The organism is Duganella fentianensis (genome assembly GCF_009857835.1).
GTDB classification, from domain to species: Bacteria; Pseudomonadota; Gammaproteobacteria; order Burkholderiales; family Burkholderiaceae_D; genus Rugamonas; species Rugamonas fentianensis.
In genome coordinates, this window is sequence record NZ_WWCL01000005.1 from 20,691 (window position 1) to 45,087 (window position 24,397).

Consider the following 24,397-nt stretch of genomic DNA (forward strand, 5'->3'; position numbering starts at 1 on the left):
AACACTTTAAATGTTTTTCGAAGTGAAATTTCACATTTTCAGCCGCGCTAACTCTTATTCGGCTCGTATTTCAGCTGCAGCTTATAGTTGTCCGGTGCGATTGAGCTATCAAATGGATAGCGACTGAAGTTTTGCTGGTCGACTATGCCCAGCTGGATGAGCAGGGTATGGGGCAAACGGGTCTGGCGTTTTTCCAGCACATTGACGGCTGCATTGATGGCCACCCGGGCCTGACTGACGGCGCGCGTATCGGCGGCGGCCGCGATATCGCCCTGGCGTATGGCTTCGGCTATTTCATTGGTCAGGTCGAAAGCTACCAGCTTGATCTTGCCGGCCAGTCCGGCTGCTTTCAGCGGAGCGATGGCGGCCGGCGCGCAGCCGGTGCAGCCGATCAGGTAATCGATTTTATTGCCGTAGCGGGCCAGCATCTGGCTGGCCAGTTCGGCCTGCTCGCCGGCATCGCTATCACCATAGCGGATATCGATGATGTTGACTTCGAGGTCAGCCACCTGGGCGGCATAGCGCGTGCCATCGACTTCGCCTTTGACCCAGCCCGCGCCTAGCGGGCCGGGCAGCAAGCCCAGATTGACCGTCTTCAGGCCGCGCTTGCGCGCGTCATCGAGCACCCAGCGGGTGGCCTGGCGGCCCATTTCGCGTAGCGACGTGGTGATCTTGATGGTCAGGTCGTCGCTGCGGCTATCATTGGCCAGCTCGAACACGGGAATGCCGGCGGCCCGCGCCTTGGCGATCGAGGCGTTATTGGCCGTCATGCCTATCGGCGAAATGACGATGGCATCGTAGCGGGCGGTGATGGCCTCGTCCATCAGCTGCAGCTGGCCGGCCAGATCGTCATAGCCGGTGGCTGGCAGGATATCGATGGCGACACCTAGCCGGCGTGCTTCGCTGATCAGGGCCGAACTGCATGCCACCCAGTAGGGGTCTTTGACATGGGGGAACAGGAAGGCAATGCGCCAGGCTTTGCTGGCTTTGGCCGCCATGGGGAAGACGGTGCGTTCCACTTTGCCGCTGGCCAGCGCATCGTCGGCCGTGCCATTAGGCTGTACAGGCGCATAAATGGCATCAACGGGGATGGGGCTGTAACGGGGCGGGGCGGGCGTTGCCGCCGGCGGGGCGGCGAGGCTGTGCGCTGCGCAGCTAAGCGTCAGGCAAAACAGCGACAATATGCGGAGTCGGGGCATGTTGCGGTCTCGATAAGGCGACCCGGGAAGAGGGGCCATGCGCCCTATTTTACCTGCAAGTAGTGCCTAGCTTGTAAACAAAAGTTTCATCTGGGCAGGTTTTTTAGCCGGGCAGGATCAGGCTGGCTGCTGGTGGGCCTGGTCCGGTAGCGCAGGCAGTTCTTCCAGTCCGGTCCACGAGGCCGTTGTCACCTCCGTCACCAGAATCTTGACGCCGCCATGCTGGATTTCATCGGCAATACGGAAGATGGCGTCGCGCACTTCATTGATGGTTTCCTTGCCGTGGTAGACATAACTACCCGCTGGCAGTACATAGCCGCGCCCGTCCTCGGCCTTAATGCCGCTGCCCACCTGATATTTGTGCAGTTCATCACTCAGGCGCGCGAGAGTATCGGCGGCTGGCTGGGCGTACGAAACGTGAATGATGTAATTAACCATGGTAGTACCCTGATGAGGAAAGAGCATGATGCGCCAAGGTTTTTATAATTGCAACCCATGGGGCGGGGCGATGGTGTAGCATGCGGGTCGGTCCGGACGCGTAGAGGCGTTCCGTCCGGCGGCGCTACCATGCCGCATAGAGTCAGGAAGTCAGGAGTCCTATTATGCAAATCAAGATTAACGAAACCCTGCGCAGCTATATCGAACCGCTGACGCAGGCTGAATACACGGCGCTGGAGCAGAGCATCCTGCAGGAAGGCTGCCGCGACGCGCTGGTGCTGTGGCAGGACGTGCTGGTGGACGGGCATAACCGTTACCAGATCTGCCAGCAGCACGGCATCCCGTTCAAGGTCACGGAAAACACCAGTTTCCGCAATCTGGAAGACGTCAAACTGTGGATGATCGACAACAATCTGGGTCGCCGCAGCATTTCCGATTACCAGCGCGGGGTGCTGGCGCTGCGCAAGAAAGAGATTATGGCGGCCCGTGCGGCGGAGCTGGTGGCACAGGCGGCGGCCGAAGATGCGGCCATCGCCCCGCCGGAAGGCGACGCAGGCAAACGGGTGCCGGCCATGCCGCTGACCTCGCGCGAGGATATTGCCCGTGCGGCCAGGCTGAGCAGCGCCACCATAGGCCAGATCGAGAAAATCCAGAAGACGGCCACGCCGGAACTGGTCGAGGCCGTACGGTCCGGTACGATTTCCATCAATGCAGCGGCCACGGTGGCGTCCTTGCCGGAAGCGGAGCAGCTGGCTGCGGTGGCGGGCGGCAAAAAGGAATTGCAGAAGGCGGCCAAGGAAGTGCGCGAACTGCGTGCGGCAGCCCGTCCAGCCAAAGAACCGAAGGAAGGGCGCGAAGCCGCAGCCACATCGGGCGAGGGCGGCTATGGCCGGCCGGCCACGGAAGTGGACGAGCTGCGCGCCGAGAATGCCGTGCTGCGCGAGAAGAACGCTGCCTTGCGCGAAGAAATCACGGCGCTGCAGAAGCGTCTGTCGGAACTGATGGGCGCGAGCTGATCCGGCTAGCGGCTATGCTGCCGGCTGGGCATGGAATGGTTTAAACAGTTTATACAGGAGTGGCCGCATGGGCTTACGTCGTACGCTAGTTTCTCTGCTGTGTGCTGCGGCATGTGGCGATGTGCTGGCCGGCGCGCCGGCCACGCTGTCCGCAACAGCGCAGCGCGTGACCATTCTGCGCGATACCTGGGGCATCCCTCACGTGTACGGCAAGACGGATGCGGATGCCGTGTTCGGCCTGATGTATGCGCAGGCGGAAGACGATTTCAAGCGCGTCGAACGCAACTACATCAATGCCATGGGGCGGCTGGCCGAAGTGGAGGGCGAAGCCGAACTGTACCGCGACCTGCGCATGAAGCTGTTCATCACGCCGGAACAGCTGAAAGCCGAGTACCGCCGCAGCCCTGCATGGCTGCAGCAGCTGATGGTGGCATTTGCCGACGGCCTGAACTACTATCTGGCCACCCATCCGGAAGTCAAGCCGGCCCTGATTACCCATTTCGAACCGTGGATGGCGCTCAGCTTCAGTGAAGGCAGCATAGGCGGCGATATCGAAACGGTCGATCTCAAACAGCTGGAAGCACTGTACCGCGATGGCGCCCGGCTACCCGAGCCCACGTCCAAACCGGTGGCGCTGGCCGCCGTGTACCGGCCCGGCGAGCGCGAGCCGGGCGGCTCCAACGGTTTTGCCATTGCGCCCCAGCTCACCCGCAACGGCTATCCGCTGTTGCTGATCAATCCCCACACCTCGTTCTATTTCCGCCCCGAAGTGCAGGTCAGCAGCGAGCAGGGCCTGCATGCCTACGGCGCCGTGACCTGGGGCCAGTTCTTCGTGTATCAGGGCTTTAACGACCGGCTGGGCTGGATGCATACTTCGGGCGGTGGCGATGCCATCGACGAGTATCTGGAAACCGTGCGCGAGCAGAACGGCAAGTTCTACTACCGCTATGGCCAGCAATGGCGCGCTTTGAAGCCGGTCGATATCCGCCTGCCTTACAAGACGGCGCAAGGCATGGCCAGCAAGGTGGTGCGGGTGTACTACAGCCACCACGGCCCCATCGTGCGGGCAGTGGATGGCAAATGGGTGGCGGTGCGCATGATGAACCAGCCTCGTCAGGCCCTGACCCAGTCGTACATCCGTACCAAGGCCCGCAACTACCGCGAGTTCTACCGCGCCATGGAGTTGCGCAGCAATTCCTCCAACAATACCGTGTATGCCGATGTGGACGGGAATATCGCCTACTTCCACGGCAATTTCATACCGCGCCGCGATCCCCGTTTCGACTGGAAGCACCCCGTCGATGGCAGCAATCCGGCCACGGAATGGCAGGGGCTGCACAAGGTCAGCGAGACTATCCAGCTGTTCAATCCGCGCACGGGCTGGATCCAGAACACCAATAACTGGCCCTACACGGCAGCCGGTGCGGCCAGCCCCAGGGCCAGCGACTATCCGGCCTATATGTCGCTGCAGGGTGAAAACGCGCGCGGCATCCACGCGCTGCGGGTGCTGCAGGATCAGCGTGATTTCACGCTCGATAGCCTGATTGCAGCGGCCTATGACACGCTGCTGCCCGCCTTCGAGCCGCTGCTGCCGCAGCTGTTCGCCGCCTACGACGGACTGGCCGAGGACGCCCCGCAGAAAGCTGCGCTGGCGCCGCAGATTGCCGCGCTGCGTGGCTGGAACCTGCGTTATGCGCTCGATTCCGTGCCGACCTCGCTGGCCATCTTCTGGATGCAGGAGCTCAGCAACAGCTATGCTGCCACGGCGCGCACGCTGGAAATGCCGCTACTCGACTATGTGGAACAGCGCCTGACGCCAGCCCAGCGGCTGGCAGCGCTGGAGCAGGCCAGCGCCAGACTGACGGCCGATTTCGGCCAGTGGCAGACGCCGTGGGGCGAGATCAACCGCTTCCAGCGCCTGTCCGACGATCTGGTGCAGCAGTTCGATGACAGCCAGCCCAGCCTGCCCGTGCCGTTTGCTTCGGCCAACTGGGGTTCGCTGGCCGCCTATGGCATGACCAGCAAGAGCAAGACGCGGCGCATCTATGGCGAACGTGGTAACAGTTTTGTGGCGGTAGTGGAGTTCGGGCCGCAGATCCGTGCCCGTAGTGTGCTGGCCGGTGGCCAGAGCGGCAATCCGGCCTCACCGCATTTCAACGATCAGGCCGGCATGTATGCGCGTGGCGAGTTTAAAGAGATATGGATATCTCGAAAGGACGTCGAAGCGCATCTCGAGCGGCGCTATCATCCGGGCGAGTGACTTCCTCGGCGGCCAGTTCCGCCACGGGGGCCTTGATCCAGACCAGATTGCTCACCTTGTTGTTGCGCGGATTGCCGTCACGGTGGCGCACATGGCTGTGGCCGGCAGGGTTGGGCAGATGGGCTTCGGCCACCAGATGATGGACCAGGAATTCGCCCGTGCGCTTGCCGTTGCGTAGCTTGACCTGCAAGCCATGCGGCGTGACTTTTGGGCGTACCGCATGGATTTTGCGGCGGCCAGCGGCCAGCACGCGGCCATCTTTGGACACTTTGTAGAAATCGCTGCCTTGCACGGGCTTGGCCGCAGCCACGCCTATCGAATAAACCGTTGCAATGGCCAGTACGCCGATCAGAATAATAAGCAGTTCCATGGTGTGAGAGCCAGAGTAAAAGTCCAGTAAAAAGTGGGTCTGTGAGTGCCGGGAGATCCGTACGGAATTCCCGATAGCGAGATGTTAACACCGGTGCGGCTGGCCGGGTAAGGGGAATAAGCGGCCTAACTGCCCCTATATTTGCGCTTGACGGCGGGGCGCAGTTTATAATCCGTGCAGACCGATAGCGCACGGCATAGGCGCACTAACCCGAACGACAGAAGGCTGCAGTGGCAAAACTCTATTTCCGCTACTCTGCGATGAACGCAGGTAAATCCACCGCCATGCTACAGGTGGCACACAATTACGAAGAACAGGGCCAGACCGTGCGTCTGTTCACGGCCGCCATCGACAACCGCTACGGCGTAGGCTACGTGACTTCGCGCCTGGGCCCGCAGCGCGAGACGGAAGTGTTCGACGCCGACACCAATTTCCTCGAGCGCATAGACCAGAAGATCGCCTGTCTGCTGATCGACGAAGCCCAGTTCCTTAGTACGGCGCAAGTACAGCAGCTGCACCAGCTGGCGCAGGTGCGCGGCATTCCCGTAATTACCTACGGCCTGCGCACGGATTTTCGTGGCGAACCTTTCCCCGGCTCGGCCTATCTGCTGGCGCTGGCCGACGATATCGAAGAACTCAAGAACATCTGCACCTGCGGCAAGAAGGCCACCATGAATATCCGCGTAGACGAGCAGGGCAAGCGCATCAAGGACGGCGAGCAGATCAGCATCGGCGGCAATGAGAGCTACCGTCAGGCCTGTGGCCGCTGCTTTTATTCCGAACTGGGCTAGCGCCTGCGCGGGCGCTGCTGCGCGCCTTGCCGGCCTGACAGCCTGCCTTGCTGGCGGCCTAGCCGCCTATGCCCATGCCTGCCTCCATGCCTGATCTGAGCGCATTATCACAGGCCGATCTGGCTTCGGCCGTGCTGGTACTGGGCTGGCTGGCCCTGCTGCGCTGGCTGCGTCACAGCATGTATCTGCTGGCGCTGCTGAGTTTCTGTGCCACCGTACTGCACGAAGCCTGCCACTGGCTGGTGGGCCTGCTGCTGCATGCGCGTCCCGTTGCGTTGGCGCTGTGGCCGCGCCGGCAGGGACAGCGCTGGATTATGGGGGCGGTCAGCTTTCGCAACCTGCATCTGGGCAACGCTGCATTTGTGGCGCTGGCGCCACTGGCGCTGTTTCCGCTGGGCTGGCTGCTGGCGCGCCACTGGCTGCTGCCGGCATATGCTGCCGGCCACTACGCCAGCTGGAGTGTGGCCGGCTATGTAGTGGCCTGCTGCCTGTATGGCGGCCTGCCGTCGGCGGTGGATGTGCGTGCCGGTGCTCTGTCCGCTGCGCTGTATGCGCTGGCGGGCGTGGGCCTGTGGCGTCTGGCCCTGTATGCGGGTCTGCTCTAGCGGATAGACTATTTGCCAGCGTCGTTTGCGCGCCACTGCTGATGCGGTTGAGCAGGCTTTATCAGTTATTATTGCTTGCATGGAGATACCAGCCCAATTCTGCAGGATGGTGTTGCTGCTGGCGAGTGCGCTGGCCAGCAGCGCCGCGCTAGCTCAGGCAGCTGCCTCTGGCCAGCCTGGTGTGATCTGGCTGAGCTCGTATTTTCCGCCCGTGAATGTGCCCGTCGAGGGCAAGCCCGGCGATGGCATTGCCGACCGGATTACCGAATATGTGGTGGCGCACTGGCCGGAGGCCAGGCACCAGTTTGTGCGTGCCAATCCCACCCGCATCTGGCATATGCTGGGGCAGGACGCCAGCATGTGCGATACGGCAGCCCTGCGCACGCCGGAGCGGGAAAAACTGGCGTATTTCCGCGCTGTGTTTTTCTCCCCGCCGCCGCAGCTGATCATCCGTCCCGAAGCGCTGGAGCATGTGCGCCTGAATGAACTGGGGCAGGTCGATCCTGCCGAGCTGATGAACAATCCCGAGCTGCGCGGGGTGATCATCAAGCAGCGGGCCTATGGTCCCGCTGTCGATCAGGTGCTCAGGCAGCCCGGTGTACATCTGAATGTGGAGCAGCTGGCCAGCCCGAATTATGGCGCCGGCACCTTGAAAATGCTTTTGCTTGGGCGGGCCGATTACCTGATCGAATACGACATCACGCTGGCCTATGCCATCACCCAGGATGCGGCGCTGGCCCGGCTGAAAGTGCTGCCGCTCAAGGGCGCAGAGAACTTTGTCGTGACGGGCTTCGCCTGTCCCCGTACGCCATGGGGACTGGCGACCATACGCCGCATCGACGCCATCCTGTCCACGCCGGAAGCGGCGGCCCTGATCGTGCGCACCGAACTGGGGGCGCTGACGCCTGCCAGCGTGGCCCGCTACGGCGCCCAGATCCGCGAATCCGTGCGCCGCGCCAGCGTGGCCGATGCCGAGCGTTTCCGCTAGCCGGCCTAGTGCTGGTGGCCGCCCGCCAGTGGGCGCACCACAGCTTCCACCGTGACCTTGCTGCGCACATGCTTGGCATCTTCGATTTCCAGCGTCAGCGGCACTTTGTCGCCATCGGCCAGCGGCTGCTGCAGCTGCATCAGCATCAGGTGGTAGCCGCCAGGCATCAGTTTGACGGGCTTGCTCGCAGGCAGGGGCAGACTGTCGAGCTGGCGCATGCGCATCACATCGTTGGCCATGCTCATTTCATGCACTTCCACCGTGCCGGCCACGGGCGAGCTGGCCGCTACCAGCCGGCTATCCTGGGCGGCGTTGAGCGTCATGAAAGCGCCTGTGGCTTTCTGCTGGGCGACGGTGCCGCGCACCCACGCTTCGCTGACAGTGACCTGGGCCATGGCGGGCAGGGCGGCGAGTAAAAACAGGTTGAGCAGACGTTTCATTGGAAGAGTCCTTTCAGAAAATTGCTGGGGGATTTGGTTTGCAGCAGCGTGCGCAGATCGGCGGCGCACTGTTCGGCCGTCTGTTCGTGGCGCAGCGCCAGACGGATGGCGCCCTGTTCATCGAACACATAGGTGATGGCCGTGTGGTCCATGGTGTAGGAACTGCCGCTGGGGACTTTGCTGTAATAGATCTTGAAATCGCTGGCCGTACGGGCGGTCTGGGCCTTGTCGCCGCGCACAGCGATAAAGCCGGGATCGAAGGCGCGCATATAGGCGTCCAGCAGGGGCGCCGTGTCGCGCTCGGGATCGACGGTGGCAAACAGCACTTGCAGGCGCTGGCCATCGGCACCCAGCAGGCGTTTGATTTCCACCGCCCGCGACAGGGCGGTGGGGCAGACGTCGGGGCACTGGGTAAAGCCGAAGAACAGCAGCACCAGCTTGCCGCGGAAATCCTTGACCGAGGCGGGTTTGCCGTTGGTGTAGGACAGGTGCAGGTCCGGCCCTATGCTGCTGCCGGTGATGTCGATGCCGCTGAGCTTGGGCGCAGCGGCGCTGGCCGGCGTCATGGCCAGCATGGTCGTGGTGAAAAGGGCTGCGCTGGCCGCGGCCAGAGCAGTGATAACAGTACGGCGTTGCATAAATATCCCGTAAAAACGTAAGAAATGCGGGCTGCGCTGGGCAGCCGCTACTTGACGGACTTCAGGACAGGGCAGGCGGGGCGCGCGGCTGGGCCGGATGCCAGTGGGTGCGGCAGGCTGTTGCGGCGGGCGCTACGCCGGCATACAGGGCCGCGCCTGCCGGCAGGGCGGGCAGGCCAGCCGGTGCAGCTGGCGGAGCGTAGGTATCGGCGCCGCTGCTGCAGAACAAACAATGTTTCAGGCTGTGAGCGGCGGCGGGTGTCTTGTCGGGGGCGGGGCTGCTGCGGCAGACGTCGGCTGCCCAAGGGGTGCCGGCTGTGCTGCGGGCCGCGCTGGCCCATGCGGGCGCGAGCAATTGCAGCACGATCGCCAGACAGACGATCAGGCCAGTTGCTTGACTACGCTTCAGAAATGCACCCATGGGCCGATTATAGGCTGTTCTGTGTTTCTTTTCAGCTAGCTTTAAGCTGGTACGGGGACACTGCAATCTAGCAGAGCCGAGCTGCCACCTATCCTGTAGAATGGAATAGCAGTTATCCGCACTGCGCATAACCGATTAATGAGATTGCAAATTTAGTTCCGGAGTAAGCCGATGAAGAAGCAAATGCTGTTGGTCGCCATGCTGGCGGCGCTGTCCGTGCAAGTTGGCGCTGCCGTGCCGGAGAAAGCCGCGGCCGATACCGTGATCAAGCCACAGCCGGGCCAGACCCAGGCTGCCCTGTGGGCCTCGCGCGTACTGGGCAAACTGCACTACAAGCCCATGCCGCTGGACGACGCCATGTCGGAAAAAATCTTCGACCGCTACTTCAAGTCGCTCGATTCGGAAAAGCTGTTCTTCACCCAGGCCGATATCGACCAGTACACCATCGTGCGTACCCGTCTGGACGATGCGATTCTGGGCGAAAACCTCAGTGTGCCGTTTGGTATCTATAACCTCTACCAGCAGCGTTTTGCGGAGCGCATCAGCTATGCGCGTGAGCTGCTGAAGACTAAATTTGATTTCGCTACCGACGAGAGCTACCAGTACGACCGCGAAAAGGCCGACTGGGTGAAGAGCGATGCCGAAATCAGGGACCTGTGGCGCAAGCGCGTCAAGAACGACTGGTTGCGCCTGAAGCTGGCCGGCAAGGATGATAAAAGCATCCGTGACACGCTGGATAAGCGTTACGAGAGCTATATCAGCCGTTCGCGCAAGCTGACCAATGAAGACGTGTTCCAGATCTTCATGAATGCCTACGCCATGTCGATCGAACCGCATACCAATTATCTGGGCCCGCGCGCTTCCGAGAACTTCGATATTGCCATGCGGCTGTCGCTGGAAGGCATAGGCTGCGTGCTGCAGACGCGCGAGGAGTACACGGTGGTGCGCGAAGTCGTGCCCGGCAGCCCGGCTGGCCTGTCCGGCAAGATCAAGGTGGGCGACCGCATCTTCGGCGTGGCCAAGGATGACAAGAGCCCCATGACGGAAGTGCTGGGCTGGCGCATCGATGATGTGGTGGCACTGATCCGCGGCCCGAAAGATTCCACCGTCCGGCTCGACATTCTGCCGGCCGATGCCGGCGTGGATGGCAAGCACACCACGGTGACGCTGGTGCGCAAGAAAATCAGCATGGAAGAACAGTCGGCCAAGAAATCCATCTATGAAGTGAAAGATGGTGCCGTCAAGCGCCGCGTCGGCGTGATTTCGCTGCCCACCTTCTATCTGGACTTCGAAGCGCGCCGCCGCAATGATCCCGACTACAAGAGCGCCACGCGCGATGTGGCCCGTCTGCTGGTCGAGCTGAAGAAAGAGAAGGTCGACAATGTGCTGATCGACCTGCGCAACAACGGCGGCGGCTCGCTCAGCGAAGCCGTCGAGCTGACCGGCCTGTTCATCGACAAGGGCCCCGTGGTGCAGCAGCGCAATGCCGACAACAAGGTGGAAGTGGAAAGCGACACCAACGCCGGCATGGCCTGGGATGGTCCGATGGGGGTGCTGATCAACCGTGGCTCGGCCTCGGCTTCGGAAATTTTTGCAGCAGCGATCCAGGATTATGGTCGCGGCGTGATTATCGGCGAGCCCAGCTTCGGCAAAGGCACGGTACAGACCATCTTCCCGCTGGACCGCTTCGCGCCCAACGATAAAGTCCATTATGGCGAGCTCAAGCTGACTGTGGCCCAGTTCTTCCGTATCAATGGCGGCACCACCCAGTTGCGCGGTGTGACGCCCGATATCAAACTGCCGACCATGGGTGATTCCGACACTTTCGGTGAATCGAGCTATGACAACGCGCTGCCGTGGGTGGCCATCAAGCCGGCCGTGTATATTCCCGTGGGCGACCTGAAGGAAATGCTGCCTATTCTGGACAAGAAGCATGAAAGCCGCGTGGCCAAGGACAAGGACTTCCAGTATTTGTCGGAAGATATCGCGCTGGTGAAAAAGCAGCGCAAGGACAACCTGATTTCGCTCAATGAAGCGGTGCGCCGCAAAGAACGCGAAACCCAGGATGCGCGCGCCAAGCTGCGTGAAGCCCGATTGCTGTCGCCGGTGCCCGGCGCCGACGATCCTATCCTGATTCCGGATGCCAAAGAGCTGGCCAAGCAGGCCGCTGCCGCCAAAGCCGGCAACGGCAAGACGGCGGCAGCGCCGAAAGTGGCGGCTGTCAAAGGTGCTTTGCGTACGGATGACGGCCTGCAGGGCGATGAGCGTACGCTGGCGGCCGAACTGGACGCGGAAAAAGCCGCCAAAGCTGCCAAGGATGTGCTGCTCAATGAAGCCGTGCACATCCTCGCGGACGAAGTCAGCCTGCTGAAGACGGATACGCGCATGGCGTCGCGCGTACTGCCTTACGCCGTGGATAGCGTCAAATAGGCAAAAGCGTAACTTGATGCCAAGAAATCTGCCGTGCAAGAAGGCGGCAGATCAGCAGATATTCACCAAATATATTTCAGGCATTATGAATAAAAATTGGAAATATATTCTGCTCTAGAGCATCATTCACCTGTCTCCTCTATTCTCCTCCAAGGAAATAGATTCAGCCCGCTCCCGTAGCGGGTTTTTTTTTGCCCTGTCGTTTCGAACGCTTCCCAACTCGCCGCGCCACTCGGGGCGATGGATGCACTAGAATGCTGCTTTAAAATTAACTTCGGGCGGTGTCTGTTGGCTATTTCGCGTTTAACCTGGCTCGCCGGAGCCACTGTTGTGCTGGTGCTGGGCGGGGCTGCTGTGTATGGGGTGATGCGGGCCAGCGCGCCGGCCGGCGGCAATGCCGTCGTAGTGCACGGCAAAATCCGTGCAACCGAACCGCACTGGCGCGCCCGCGTCGCCGTGCATGCGGGGCTGGCACCCGCCCAGACACTGGACGATCCTTTCGGGCTGGTGGGCGATAGCGCCGGCAATCTGTATCTGGCCGAAGGCGGCGAAGCCAACCGCGTGGTGCGCATCGGCAGCGATGGCGTCGTGACGCTGCTGGCTGGCGGCAAGGAAGGCTTCAGCGATGGCACTGGCGCGGCCGCTGCGCTGCATACGCCTTCGGGGCTGGCCATCGATGCGGCCGGCAATCTCTACGTGGCCGATACGGGCAATAACGCCATCCGCAAGATCAGCCCGCAAGGCGTGGTGAGCACGCTGGCCGGCGACGGCATCGCTGGCGATCAGGACGGGCAGGGCGCCGCGGCGCGCTTCAACGGCCCCGTCGGCATCGCGCTGGACCGTGCCGGCGTCGTGTATGTCAGCGATACCTATAACGACCGCATCCGCAAGATTACGCCGGACGGCATGGTCAGCACGCTGGCGGGCGGCAAGCGCAATGGCATGGTGGATGGCGCAGCTGCCGAGGCGCGCTTCGATCTGCCTACGGGGCTGGTGGTGGCACCGGACGGCACGCTGCTGATTGCCGATACGGGCAACGATGCGATCCGCCGGCTGGGGCCGGACGGCATGGTCAGCACCATCGCGGCCGCGCCTGAAGATGATCGTGTCTCGCTGCTGCGCGCGCCGGTGGCGCTGGCGCTGACCCATGACGGCTATCTGTATCTGGCCAGCCAGACTCACGGCCGCGTCGCCCAGATCACGCCGCAGGGCGAAGTGCTGGCGCTGGAAGACGCCGATCATCCGGCCCAGCCCGGTTATGGCGCGGATGGCGGCGTGCGCCTGCATGCGCCGCGCGGCATGGCGCTGGCCGCTGACGGCAGCCTGTACTTGAGCGATAGCGCTACACGCCGGCTCTACCATGTGGCGCCCGCGGGCAGCATGACGGCTAGCACCGAGCCACCCGTGCCGCTGCCCGTGCCCGGTGCGCGTACGCTGTGGCCGGTAGCGCCGCAGGATCAGCCGCATGAAGTCGTGGGCCTGATGGGCGAGGTGCGCGGCAGCTTCAAAGGGGAAAACCGGCACCACTTCCATTCCGGCCTCGATGTGCAGGCAGCCATCGGCACGCCGGTGCTGGCGGTGGTAGCGGCCAAAGTCAGCAACCCTGCCGCCAGCTGGTCGTATGGCGATCTGTCGGAAGGGCTGGCGCTGGGCGAGTTCAACTACATCCACATGCGCGTCGGGCGCGATGCCAAGGACAAGGTGCGCGATGCGCGCTTCCTGCTGCAGCGCGACGAGCAAGGCAAGCCGGTGGCGCTGCGGGTGCGGCGCGGCACCCGCTTCGGCGTGGGCGAAACGCTGGGCAGCGTCAACCGCATGGCCCATGTGCACCTCGACTACCGCCCTGCTGGTGAAGCCGTCAATCCGCTGACGCTGCCGTTCACGGGCCTGCGCGACACCATCGCGCCGCAGATCCAGCGCATTGCGCTGGCCGATAGCCGGGGCCAGCCGCTGACGGCGAAACAGCAGGGCAGGCTGCTGCTGCCGCGCAGTCTGGGCGGGGTGCAGATCATCGTCGATGCGTTTGACCAGATGGATGGCAATCAGGCACGGCGCCGGCTGGGGCTGTACCAGCTGGGCTACCAACTGCTCGATCGCAGTGGCCAACCGCTGGCGGGCATGGCGCCGCTGCCGGCGGCCCAGACCTACGACCGCCTCCCGCGCAACCGCGAAGCCGTGCAGTATGCCTATGCGCCCAGCAGCGGCATCACCGTACATGGCGCGGCCGAAACCCGCTTCTCCTATGCGCTGCACAACACGCTGGTGCAGGGCCAGATCCAGCCGGGCCTGTGGCAGATCGGTGCGCTGGCGCCGGGGCCGTATATCCTGCGCATCAGTGCGCGCGACTACGCGGGCAATCCGGCCAGCGGCGTGCACGATCTGGCTGTGCAGGTCGAGTAATCCTCCATTGGCTCGCGCGGCCATACGCGGCGCCACGAAAATGCCACGGTGCCGTCCAGATTTTCGGGTAGAATAATCTGAACGACCGTGCTTTTTGGCGCGGGCAAAAATAATGGAGACAGCATGGACCTCGACTATACGGCGACGGATCTGGCCTTCCGTGATACGGTACGCGCCTTCCTCGAAGCCAATTTACCTACTGACCTGCAGCAGAAAGTGCGCATGCACCGCCGCCTCGAGCGCGACGATTATGTGCGCTGGCACCGCATCTGCGCCAGGCAGGGCTGGGCGGCACCGGCCTGGCCGGTGGAATTTGGCGGTCCGGGCTGGAGCGCGACCGAGCGCCACATCTGGGAAGAAGAGTGCGCCCGTGCCGGCACGCCGCCCATCCTGCCGTTCGGCGTCAACATGGTGGCGCCCGTCATCATGGCCTTCGGTAACGCCGCGCAGAAAGCCTATTACCTGCCGCGCATCCTCAATTGCGACGACTGGTGGTGCCAGGGCTATTCCGAACCCGGCTCCGGTTCCGATCTGGCGTCGCTGAAAACCACGGCCGAGCGCGTGGGCGAACACTATATCGTCAATGGCCAGAAGACCTGGACCACGCTGGGCCAGCACGCCGACATGATCTTCTGCCTGGTGCGCACGGACGGCACGGTGCGCAAGCAGGAAGGCATTTCCTTCCTGCTCATCGACATGAAGACGCCCGGCATCACGGTGCGCCCCATCATCATGCTCGATGAAGAGCATGAAGTGAATGAAGTGTTCTTCGATAACGTCAAAGTGCCGGTCGAGAACCTGATCGGGCAGGAGAACAAGGGCTGGACCTATGCCAAATACCTGCTGGGCCACGAGCGCACCGGCATCGCTGCCGTGGGCCGCTCCAAGCGCGAACTGCTGTTCCTGAAGAAGATCGCGACGGAACAGCGCAAGGCCGGCCGCCCGCTGCTGCAGGACCCTGTGTTTGGCGCCAAGGTGGCCAGTCTGGAAATCGAACTGATTGCGCTGGAAACGACGGTGCTGCGGGTGATTACCAAGGCTGACCACCGGCCCGGACCGGAAGCATCGCTGCTCAAGATCCGTGGCTCGGAAATCCAGCAGCAGCTGACCGAGCTGATGCTTGAAGCGCTGGGCCCTGCCGGTCTGCCTTTCGATACCGACTACCTCGAAGGCAAGCGCGAACATGCGCTGACGGGCGACGACGCGGCCGCACCGCTGGCCGGCTACTACTTCAATTTCCGCAAGACCTCGATCTATGGCGGTTCGAACGAAATTCAGAAAAACATCATCACCCAGATGATACTGGGACTGTAAGGGGCAGCCATGGACTTTCAATTGCGCGAAGAACAGCAACAATTTGCCGACGCCCTGCGCCGCTGGGTAGCCAAGGATTATCACCACGAGGCACGGCGCCAGATCATCCATAGTGCCAGCGGCGTCAGCGACAGCGCCTGGCAGACCCTGGTGGAACTCGGCATGACGGCGCTGCCGGTGCCGGAAGCCCAGGGCGGTTTCAGCGGCGGCGCCGTCGACCTGTGGGTGGTGATGCAGGAACTGGGCCGCGGGCTGGTGGTGGAACCGTACTTTGCCACCGTCTGGGGCACGCAGTTCCTGCAGCTGGCCGGCAATCAGGCCGCGCTGCTCGAGCAGGTGGCCAGTGGTGAGCTCAAGCTGGCGTGTGCGCTGGGCGAACAGCAGAGCCGCCACGATCTGTACGATATCCGTACCAGTGCTGTGCGCGATGACGCGGGCTACTGCCTGAACGGCGCCAAGAGCGTGGTGATCCACGGTGCCCAGGCCGGTGCCCTGATCGTTTCAGCGCGCGATGCTGGCGCGCCGGACGGCATCTGTCTGTTCGTCGTGCCGGCCACTGCGGCCGGCCTGCAGCGGCGCGACTACCGTACCATCGATGGCCAGCGTGCCGCCACGGTGGAACTGTGCGATGTGCGCGTGCCGGCGTCCGCTTTGCTGGCACAGGGCAGTGCTGCTGCGGATCTGCTGGAGCAGGCGGCCGATTACGGCGTGACTTTGCTGTGCGCCGAAGCCGTGGGCGCCATGGATGCGCTGTTTGCGGCCACGCTGGATTACCTGAAAACCCGCAAACAGTTCGGCACGGCCATCGGCAGCTTCCAGGCTCTGCAGCACCGTATGGCCGATATGTACATCCATCTGGAGCAGGCCCGCTCCATGGCCATGCTGGCGGCAGCGCGTCAGGATGGTGGCGACGCGGCCGAGCGCCGCCGTGCCGTGTCGGCGGCCAAGGTGCGCATAGGGCAGGCGGCCAAGTTCATCGGCCAGCAGGCGGTGCAGCTGCATGGCGGCATGGGGGTGACGGACGAGCTGCCGGCAGCCCATCTGTTCAAGCGCCTGACCATGATAGACCTGACGCTGGGCGATGTGGACCACCATCTGCAGCGCTTTGCGGCCCAGCCGGCGTTTGCCGAGCACGCCTGAACGGGGGCGGCTAGCCTAGTGCTGCCACGCAGACGCGGTCGCGGCCGCTCTGCTTGGCGCGGTACATCTGCTGGTCGGCCTGACGGATCAGGGCATCGCTGTCGCTGTTCTCGAACGGCGGCAGCATGGTGTGCACGCCCAGACTGGCCGTGACATACGGCGAGGTGGGTGAACCGGCATGGGGAATTTTCAGCCGGCGTATGGTGTCGAGCACGCGCTGGGCCACCACGGCGGCGCCACCGGCCGCTTCCTGCGGCAGGAGCAGCACGAATTCCTCGCCGCCATAGCGGGCCAGCATGTCCTGCGGCCGGGCGGCACAGGCCGACATGGCGGCGCCCACCTGTTGCAGGCACAGGTCGCCAGCCTGATGGCCGTAGTGGTCGTTGTACAGCTTGAAGTGGTCGATATCGATCATGATCACCGACAGCGGCAGGCCGGCCCGCGCACAGCGGCGCCATTCGGCTTCCATGGTGTGGTTGAAGCTGCGCCGGTTGGCCACACCGGTCAGGCTGTCGGTGCGGCTCAGTTCGCGCATGGCGTCCGCCTGACGCTTGATGGTGAGCTGGCTGCGCACGCGCGCGCGCACCACGGCCACGTTGAAAGGCTTGCTGATAAAGTCCACCGCGCCCGCTTCCAGCGCGCGGGTCTCGTCTTCGGGCTGGGTCAGCGCCGTGACGAAGATGACGGGGATATCCTGCAGGGCAGGGTTGGCGCGCAGGGCGGCGCAGACTTGATAGCCATCCATGCCCGGCATGACCGCATCGAGCAGGATCAGGTCCGGTTTCTGGCTGTACGCCATTTCCAGCGCACGCGCACCATCGAGGGCGAACAGCACTTCGTGCTCGTCACGCAGGGCGTGGTGCAGGATCTGGATATTTTCCATGGCGTCATCGACTACCAGTATCCGTCCGTTCCAGGCCAGGTTGGTCCAACTCATGCACTGCCCTTTCGCTGCAAAAATTCTTCAAGTAGGCGCGACGCGGCTTTGAAGTCGAGTTTGCCTACGGCCTCGACCAGCGCTGCGGGCAGGGTGTCGGCAGCAAGCTGCTCCTGTAGGTGTGCCAGCACGTCGAGTGCTTTCATGTTGTTATTCTGAAGTAAAGTTTGCAAGTGCGCCAGTGCTTGTCTCAACTGTTCGTGGTCCAGCGGGGGCTGAGAGAGCGAAATCCCTTGAGTTGTCTTGGACAAAGTGGTGCTAACTTGCGCGAGGCGCTGCAATGCTGCGTCCAGCGCTGCCAGTAACCCGGGCAGGCGCGGCCATGCTGTCGTGTCCTGCACGGCCGCTTCGGCGGCGGCGCAGCAGGCGGCCACTTCGACCGCACCGAGATTGGCGGCCACGCCGCGCAGGCGGTGCAGAGGCTGGGCCAGCGCGGCTGGTCCGGCATCCTGCCCGAGCAGGTGCAGCAGCTGGCTGGCGCTGTCCGCATGTTCGACATTGAAACGCTGCAGCAAGTTCCACAGCAGCTGGCTGTCGCCATCCAGCCGGGTCAGGGCGGCATTGCCATCCAGTCCGGCATCGCGCATGGCGAGCAGCCAGTCCGGCTGCGACGTAGCCGCCCGCGGCGGACGCGGGGCGCCGCCAGGCCGGGCTGCGACGGCACCCGGCGCCAGCCGTACCAGCACGGCAATCAGCTGTTCCACATCGATGGGCTTGGCCACGTGGGCCGACATGCCGGCCGCGCTGGCGCGGCGCCGGTCATCTTCCATCACATTGGCCGTCATGGCCACGATGGGCAGCTCGGCCAGCGCTCCGCCCAGCGCGCGGATGGCCAGCGTGGCGTCGTAGCCGTTCAGCACCGGCATCTGGATATCCATCAGGACCAGATCGAAGCGGCGCGGGGCGTTGCGCAGCAGGTCCAGCGCCAGCTGGCCATTGTCCACCGTATCAACCTGCGCGCCTGCATGCTGCAGGATGTAGAGCGCCACTTCCTGATTGATCTCGTTGTCTTCCACCAGCAGGATGCGCATGCCTTGCAGACGCCCCTGCAGCGGCGCGTGGGTGGCCAGTGTCAGGCCGGGCAGTGCGGCCGGGCCGGGCGCCAGCATCTGCTCGACCTGTTCGCGTATCTGTGCCGGCGTGGCCGGTTTCGGCAGCAGGCCGGCGATGGCCGGACGGCCCTGCTGCGCAGCCTGCCGGGCCGCATATTCTTCGTCCGCCATCAGCAGCAGCGGTGGCCAGCGGCGGGTGGCAGCCTGCGGGCAGGCATGCAGCTCGCCCAGCAGGCCGGCACCGAGGATCAGCACGTCGGCATCGCTGCCGGCATCCATGCGCGCGGCCGCGGCGTCCAGATTGGCCACGCTATCAGCCTGCCAGCCCAGTTGCTGGCAGCAGTGCTGCAGCACGGCGCGCACCGTGGCATTCGGATCGACCAGCAGTATGCGCCAGCCCTGCTGCGCCGGATCGGGCGGTAGCGCGGCCTCCAGCGCCTGCAGCGGACAGCGGAACTGGAATTCGGAACCCACCCCCGGTTCGCTGTGCAGGCTGATGTGGCCGCCCATCAGGCCGGCCAGCTGGCGGCAGATGGCCAGCCCCAGCCCGGTGCCGCCAAAGCGCCGGCTGGTGCTGCTGTCGGCCTGCACGAAGGCGTCGAAGATGTGGGCCTGCTGGGCTGCCGGGATGCCTATGCCGGTATCGCGCACGCGGAATTCCAGCCATAGCTGTTCCTGCTGGCGGCTCTGGCGGATCTGCAGCACCACTTCGCCATGCTCGGTAAATTTGATGGCGTTGCTGAGCAGATTGAGCAGGATCTGCTGCAGACGCATGGGGTCGCCCAGCACGGTGTGCGGCAGCTGCGGATCGATGTCGTAGATCAGTTCTATGCCCTTGTCGCTGGCGCTGCCGCTGACCAGCACGCTGATGCTGGCCAGCAGATGTTCGAGCCGGAACGGGGTCTGTTCGAGCGTCAGCTGGCCAGCTTCCACGCGGGAAAAATCGAGCACATCGTTCACCAGTCCCAGCAGCGATTGCGTGGCCAGCTGTATCTTGTCCAGATAGCCCCGTTCGCGCTGGGCCAGCTGGGCTTCTTCCAGTAGACGGGCCAGACCGATGATGGCATTCATGGGGGTGCGGATTTCATGGCTCATATTGGCCAGGAATTCGCTCTTGGCATGGCTGGCCGCTTCGGCCCGGTCACGCGCCGTGATCAGTTCTTCGTTCAGGCGCTGCAGATGGAGTTCGGACTCCTTCAGCGCCGTCACGTCCGACACCAGCACCACCAGCCCGCGTACCTGTCCGGTCGGGGTCAGGTCGGGGAAGTAATTGACCCAGATGTGCTGTTGCTTACCGGCCACGTCACTGACCTGGCCGCCGAAACTCTGCGCCGTGCCGGCCATGGCGGCATCGAGCTGGCGGCTGTGGCGCGCCACCAGACTGGCTCCCAGCAAGTCCGTCATGGAGCGGCCCAGCACTTCGGCCGCACTGCGTCCCAGCCAGTCCAGCAGGTAGCGGTTGGCGAAGCGGCAGCGCAAGCCAGTGTCCCAGTAGGCCACCATGCCGGGCAGGTTGTCGGTGACGGTACGGATGAACTGCTCGCGTTCGGCCAGCTGGTTCAGGCTGGCCGTGAGCGCTTCGCGCGCCTGCTTGCGTTCGGTGATGTCGATGGAAATCCCGAGCACGTGGGTGGCGATGCCGCGCTCATCGCGCAGCGCCACTTTACGGGTGGTCAGGTAGCGCGTCTGGCCGGCGCTGTTGCACAGGGGTTCCTCGGCAATTTCCACTACCGTGTCGGCCGGAGCATCCAGCAGCTGGCGGTCGGTGGCGGCAAACTCGGCGGCCGTGGCCGGGCCGACTAAATCGGCATCGCTCAGGCCGATCAGCGCGTCGCTGTCGGCCCGCTCGTACAGCTGGGCGCCATAGCGGTTGAACATTTCATAACGCAGGTCGGGCAGGCGCTTGAGGAAGATCATGGCCGGCATATTGTCCACCACCGAGCGCAGCAGCTGGCGCGACTTGCGCAGTTCCCCTTCGATGCGCTTCTGTTCCGTCACGTCCAGCATCAGTCCCGTAATGCCGACGATGCGGCCGTCGTTGCCGAACTGCGGGTAGTAACTGATGACCCAGTGACGCAGTTGGTCGGGCGAGGTTTCGGGATGGCCGGAGCGGGGCAGATTGATGGCCGGCTGGCCGGTTTCCAGTACGCTGCGGTAATCGGCCAGCACTTCGCGGCGCAGGTCGGGATCGGCGATCATATCGGCCACATGGCGGCCCAGATGGGCCACCACGGGCTGACGGTTGAGCGCCGCCAGAAATTCGTTCAGGCGCACATAGCGCAGTTCCGCATCTACATAGCAGAGACCGACGGGCGCAGTGGCATACAGGGTTTCCAGCTGGGTACGGTTCTTTTCCAGCTGGGCCGTGCGTTCGGCTACCTGCGATTCCAGCCTGGCCTGATGGCGCCGCAGATTGCCTTGCAGTGACTGGATGGCGTGGGCGATCTGGCCCGCTTCGCGGAAGCCCATATCGCCCAGTCCGAAAGGCTGGCCGGCGGCCAGCGCCTGGGCTGCGTCGCGCAGGGCCAGTATGCTGCGCCCCAGCCGGACACTGCACCAGCCGGCCAGTGCTGCCACGGCCAGCAACACCAGCGCCGTGCCCGTGCCCAGCGCGGCCAGATCGGCCAGCACACCGTTGGCCGGCAGGTGCCGCGGCGTGGCCAGCGCGACAATGGTGAGCGCCTGCGGCGGATGGCTGATGGCCACCAGATAGCTGCTGTGGGTGCTGGTCTCGGCCGTGGCGATGGCGGTCTGGCGCTGATGCAGCAGGCTGCGCAGGCTGGCTTCGCTGGACTGGGTCCAGATCAGGCGTGCGGCGCCGCCCGTGGCCAGCAGGCTGCCGTCGGCATCGTAGACGCTGACATGCTGCTCGGGCGCGAGCTGCTGTTCGCGCACGGTTTTGCCCAGCCAGTCGGCATGGAAAATTGCGCTCAGCACATAGCGCGGGGTTTCGCTGCCGGGTACGGCGAGGTCGACGGCCAGCAGATGCTGGCCCTGCAGGTCGATGGCAGAAACCCGCTGGGTGGCGCCGGTGAACAGGGGCGCCAGCCGGTGCAGGGTGGCTTCCGGGCTGATGTCGGCCGCCAGCGGTGTGCCCAGCTGTAGCACTTGCCGGCCCGAGCGGTCCTGCACCAGCAGCTGGCTGATCGGGCTGCCAGGAAACAACAAACGGGCGGCCTGGGCGCGGATGGGGCCCAGCTCATCTTGCTGTAGCGCAGGATGGATGCTGAGCGCCGTCAGCAGCTGGCGCGCCTGCAGGACTTCGCCTTCGATGGTGGCCTGCAGCAGGCGGGCACTCTGCTGGCTTTGTTCACTGAGCGCGCTGTGCTGATATTGCTGGTAGCGCATGGCCAGCAGGCCCAGCGCCAGTACGGCCGGCAGCAGACAGAGCAGTACCAGCACGGTTAGCAGGCTACGCAGTGAGTATGAGCGACGGTATTGAGTTTCTTGCAAGCCTAACCCCGGACGGCAATCTGAGCATAATGCCCTTGGATAGTAGCCGAGCTGGTGCGAATCAGAAAGTTATTTTGTCAGGTGGCTAGCCGGCGCGACCACAGGCATAGCTCCAGCCCAGTTCGGCAATGGGGCCGGCCATGCTGCCGGCTGCCAGCGCTTGCGCACTGGCGGCCGTGCCGTCGGCATGGCGCTTCATGATGCCTTGCAGAATGCTGGCCAGCCGGAACAGATTAAAGGCCAGATAGAAGTCCAGATCGTGCGCCTGCAGCGTACGGCCCGTGCGCTGGGCATAGCGGGCAATGCCGTGCTGCAGTGCGGGTATGCCGAGCGCGGCCAGATCGAGCCCGGCCAGACCACGGAACTGGCCCGGGGCCAGGCGCCAGCTCAGGCAGTGATAGGCAAAATCGGCCAGCGGATGGCCCAGCGTGGACAGTTCCCAGTCCAGCACGGCCACGATGCGCGGCTCGCCGGGGTGGAACACCAGATTGTCCAGCCGGTAGTCACCGTGCACGATGGCGCATTCCTCGCCGGGCGGAATGTGGTGCGGCAGCCAGTCCATCAGCTGCTGCATGGCGGCGATGGGGCTGGTCTGGCTGGCCAGATACTGCTGGCTCCAGCGTTCGATCTGGCGCGTAAAATAATTGCCCGGCCTGCCGTAATCGGCCAGCCCCAGTGCCTTGTAGTCGAGGCTGTGCAGCAGGGCGATCACGCGGTTCATTTCGTCGTAGATGGCGGCCCGCTGGGGCGGCGTCATGCCGGGCAGGCCGGGGTCCCACAGGATGCGCCCATGCACATATTCCATCACAAAGAAGGCGCGCCCGATCACGCTCTCGTCCGGGCATAGAAGCAACTGACGGGGGCAGGGGAAGCCCGCCTTGCCCAGCGTATCCATGATGCGGAATTCGCGTTCGATGGCATGGGCCGAGGGCAGCAGCTGCGCCGCCGGCGCCGGCCTGGTGCGCAGCACATAATGCTGGCCGGCGATGCCGAGCTGGTAGGTGGGATTGGACAGGCCGCCCTTGAACTGCAGGGCGCTCAGCGTGCCGGCCGGATAGCCGGGCAGGTGCTGGCGCAGATAGGCATCGAGCGCCGTCAGCTCGAACTGGTGCCGCGCCGGAATGGCGCGGGTCCCTTCGAACTGGGCGAACATGGGAACTAGAAGAACACGGCGGTGCGCTGGATCACGCTGCCATTGTTGGTGTAGGGGCCGCTGGCGCGCACCGAGCCGGTGTTGTATTTGCCGTCATCGAGCTTGCTGTCGACCTGTTCGGCAAAGCTGTCCGGCAGGTTGTCGAGCCGCACGCCATTGCCGCCACGGCCAGCCACCACATCGTTGTAGATGTAGACGGCGCCACCCTGGGCACTGGTCATGAAATCCGTACTGCCGTTGAAGGAGCCCGTGATGAAGCCGGCCAGCGCCAGATGCTGGGGCGCCAGCTGGTATTCGTCGATCTGGCCATCGCCGTTGCCATTGCCGGTAGAACCGGGTGCGTGGGTGGTGCCCTGTACATCGTCGCCGGGCAGGGCATGGAATTTGTCCTGATAGGCATTCACGGCCGCCGTCAGCGAGGTGGCCTGCTGAACGATGTTCTTGACGCGCGCGCTGTCGATCAGGCTCTGGCCTTTCAGCACGCCGCCCAGCAGCAGGCCGATGATGACCAGCACGATAGCGATTTCAACCAGCGTAAAGCCGCGGGAACGTTGGGGGAGGGTGCGCATGGGATTCCTTTCTGCTAGATGTTGTTATCTTACCGCAAGCCCAAAGGCTAGTGTTGCACTGGCGCCAGCTGCTCCAGCCGGTGCGCCAGAAATGCCAGCTCGTGCGGATCAGTGATCTGGCCGCTGCTGATCAGGGCACCGATCAGGGTACGCGCGCTGTCGCTCTGCTGCATATCCTCGGCGATGAAGATTTCCAGTTCGCGCGTCCAGGCCGGCAGCTGGGCCGCGCCGGCCTGGCTGCGCAGGGCGGCGGCGTAGCGCCGTGCCAGAGGCATATCGTGCAGCTGGTGGCGTGCCACCAGCGCGGCATGGGCCAGCCAGGGCCAGCGCCGCTGCGGGTCTTCGCGGTAGCGCTGGTAGACTAGCTCCAGCATCAGTCTGGCCCGCACGGGGTCGCTCACGGCCGCATACACTTCGCTGGCGGCCAGTAGCGGATACTGGCTGCGCGGGTCCAGCGTCAGGATGGTGGCGAGCCAGTCGCGCAGGCGCACGTAGTCGAGCGCACGGAAGGCGATGCTGAGGCCGGCCTGTTCGTCATGGCTCTGCACATACAGCATGCTGGCCTTGGCCAGCGCTACCGGCTCGCCCAGACTGGCCAGCTGCAACAGGGCGAGCGGCGGCACGGCGGGCAGTTCGGCTGCCTGGGCGCGCGGCGCCGGTTGCAGGCTTTGCCACAGGATCTGCAGAGCCAGTGCCAGCAGCAGCGCTGCTGTCAGCCAGCGCGGTGCGGCGCTGCGCGGCAGTGGGCGGATGGAAGGGGGAGGCAGGGCGGCCATGGCAGGC

At 63.9% G+C, this 24,397-nt stretch carries 20 protein-coding genes; 9 read left to right on the forward strand and 11 right to left on the reverse strand.

Translation table 11 applies throughout. The features are described from left to right. Window positions 1-47 precede the first annotated feature (47 nt). Window positions 48-1,199, reverse strand: a complete 1,152-nt coding sequence (gene torT / locus GTP23_RS20615; protein WP_161036866.1) for a TMAO reductase system periplasmic protein TorT — start codon at window positions 1,197-1,199, stop codon at window positions 48-50. Between the two features lie 117 nt (window positions 1,200-1,316). Further along, window positions 1,317-1,637 (reverse strand): hypothetical protein, encoded by a 321-nt coding sequence (locus tag GTP23_RS20620; protein WP_161036867.1) that lies wholly within the window; start codon window positions 1,635-1,637, stop codon window positions 1,317-1,319. 164 nt (window positions 1,638-1,801) lie between these two features. On the opposite strand from GTP23_RS20620, the gene GTP23_RS20625 reads away from it, so the two are divergent. Continuing rightward, a complete protein-coding gene (locus GTP23_RS20625; RefSeq protein ID WP_161036868.1) occupies window positions 1,802-2,653 on the forward strand; it encodes a hypothetical protein in 852 nt (283 codons plus the stop codon). Between the two features lie 67 nt (window positions 2,654-2,720). Next, window positions 2,721-4,913 carry a penicillin acylase family protein gene (locus GTP23_RS20630; RefSeq protein ID WP_161036869.1) on the forward strand — a complete coding sequence of 731 codons (2,193 nt, stop codon included), beginning with the start codon at window positions 2,721-2,723 and terminating at the stop codon, window positions 4,911-4,913. Here the strand turns inward: GTP23_RS20630 and GTP23_RS20635 are convergent. Further along, entirely contained in the window at window positions 4,843-5,283 is a 441-nt protein-coding gene (locus GTP23_RS20635; protein ID WP_161036870.1) for an HNH endonuclease, read from the reverse strand. The genes GTP23_RS20630 and GTP23_RS20635 overlap by 71 nt on opposite strands. 230 nt (window positions 5,284-5,513) lie before the next feature. On the opposite strand from GTP23_RS20635, the gene GTP23_RS20640 reads away from it, so the two are divergent. The 3 genes from GTP23_RS20640 (at window position 5,514) to GTP23_RS20650 (ending at window position 7,667) form a co-directional block, all read left to right on the forward strand. Then, entirely contained in the window at window positions 5,514-6,074 is a 561-nt protein-coding gene (locus tag GTP23_RS20640; protein ID WP_161036871.1) for a thymidine kinase, read from the forward strand. Between the two features lie 74 nt (window positions 6,075-6,148). Next, window positions 6,149-6,679 (forward strand): hypothetical protein, encoded by a 531-nt coding sequence (locus GTP23_RS20645; RefSeq protein ID WP_161036872.1) that lies wholly within the window; start codon window positions 6,149-6,151, stop codon window positions 6,677-6,679. Between the two features lie 112 nt (window positions 6,680-6,791). Further along, window positions 6,792-7,667, forward strand: a complete 876-nt coding sequence (locus GTP23_RS20650; RefSeq protein ID WP_161036873.1) for a TIGR02285 family protein — start codon at window positions 6,792-6,794, stop codon at window positions 7,665-7,667. A 5-nt stretch (window positions 7,668-7,672) separates the two neighbouring features. On the opposite strand, the gene GTP23_RS20655 is transcribed toward GTP23_RS20650, so the two are convergent. From GTP23_RS20655 to GTP23_RS20665, 3 genes are all read right to left on the reverse strand, one after another. Beyond that, a complete protein-coding gene (locus GTP23_RS20655) occupies window positions 7,673-8,107 on the reverse strand; it encodes a copper chaperone PCu(A)C (protein ID WP_161036874.1) in 435 nt (144 codons plus the stop codon). Further along, on the reverse strand, window positions 8,104-8,745 hold the full coding sequence (locus GTP23_RS20660; protein WP_161036875.1) for an SCO family protein: 642 nt from the start codon (window positions 8,743-8,745) through the stop codon (window positions 8,104-8,106). Before GTP23_RS20660 ends, GTP23_RS20655 begins: the two co-directional genes overlap by 4 nt. A 61-nt stretch (window positions 8,746-8,806) precedes the next feature. After that, window positions 8,807-9,166 (reverse strand): DUF2946 family protein, encoded by a 360-nt coding sequence (locus GTP23_RS20665; RefSeq protein ID WP_161036876.1) that lies wholly within the window; start codon window positions 9,164-9,166, stop codon window positions 8,807-8,809. A 171-nt stretch (window positions 9,167-9,337) separates the two neighbouring features. Here GTP23_RS20665 and GTP23_RS20670 point away from each other — a divergent pair, with 171 nt between their 5' ends. From GTP23_RS20670 to GTP23_RS20685, 4 genes are all read left to right on the forward strand, one after another. Next, the gene (locus tag GTP23_RS20670; protein ID WP_161036877.1) at window positions 9,338-11,596 is read left to right on the forward strand and encodes a carboxy terminal-processing peptidase; all 2,259 of its coding nucleotides are present in this window, start codon (window positions 9,338-9,340) and stop codon (window positions 11,594-11,596) included. Window positions 11,597-11,926: 330 nt separating this feature from the next. Then, window positions 11,927-13,996 (forward strand): gluconolaconase, encoded by a 2,070-nt coding sequence (locus tag GTP23_RS20675; protein ID WP_371866957.1) that lies wholly within the window; start codon window positions 11,927-11,929, stop codon window positions 13,994-13,996. Window positions 13,997-14,119: 123 nt separating this feature from the next. After that, the gene (locus tag GTP23_RS20680) at window positions 14,120-15,310 is read left to right on the forward strand and encodes an acyl-CoA dehydrogenase family protein (RefSeq protein ID WP_161036879.1); all 1,191 of its coding nucleotides are present in this window, start codon (window positions 14,120-14,122) and stop codon (window positions 15,308-15,310) included. Between the two features lie 9 nt (window positions 15,311-15,319). Beyond that, window positions 15,320-16,450: an acyl-CoA dehydrogenase family protein gene (locus tag GTP23_RS20685; RefSeq protein WP_161036880.1), complete on the forward strand. Its 1,131-nt coding sequence runs from the start codon at window positions 15,320-15,322 to the stop codon at window positions 16,448-16,450. A 10-nt stretch (window positions 16,451-16,460) separates the two neighbouring features. Here the strand turns inward: GTP23_RS20685 and GTP23_RS20690 are convergent, their stop codons facing one another. The 5 genes from GTP23_RS20690 to GTP23_RS20710 form a co-directional block, all read right to left on the reverse strand. Then, window positions 16,461-17,387, reverse strand: a complete 927-nt coding sequence (locus GTP23_RS20690; RefSeq protein WP_161036881.1) for a diguanylate cyclase — start codon at window positions 17,385-17,387, stop codon at window positions 16,461-16,463. Then, window positions 17,384-21,841 carry a PAS domain-containing hybrid sensor histidine kinase/response regulator gene (locus tag GTP23_RS20695; protein WP_371866958.1) on the reverse strand — a complete coding sequence of 1,486 codons (4,458 nt, stop codon included), beginning with the start codon at window positions 21,839-21,841 and terminating at the stop codon, window positions 17,384-17,386. The genes GTP23_RS20690 and GTP23_RS20695 overlap by 4 nt, the downstream gene beginning before the upstream one ends. Before the next feature lie 136 nt (window positions 21,842-21,977). Next, window positions 21,978-23,045, reverse strand: coding sequence for a phosphotransferase (locus GTP23_RS20700; RefSeq protein ID WP_161036883.1), 1,068 nt, complete (start codon window positions 23,043-23,045; stop codon window positions 21,978-21,980). A 5-nt stretch (window positions 23,046-23,050) separates the two neighbouring features. Further along, the gene (locus GTP23_RS20705) at window positions 23,051-23,614 is read right to left on the reverse strand and encodes a prepilin-type N-terminal cleavage/methylation domain-containing protein (protein ID WP_155433931.1); all 564 of its coding nucleotides are present in this window, start codon (window positions 23,612-23,614) and stop codon (window positions 23,051-23,053) included. A gap of 47 nt (window positions 23,615-23,661) precedes the next feature. Next, window positions 23,662-24,390 carry a hypothetical protein gene (locus tag GTP23_RS20710; protein ID WP_161036884.1) on the reverse strand — a complete coding sequence of 243 codons (729 nt, stop codon included), beginning with the start codon at window positions 24,388-24,390 and terminating at the stop codon, window positions 23,662-23,664. Window positions 24,391-24,397: the final 7 nt, after the last annotated feature.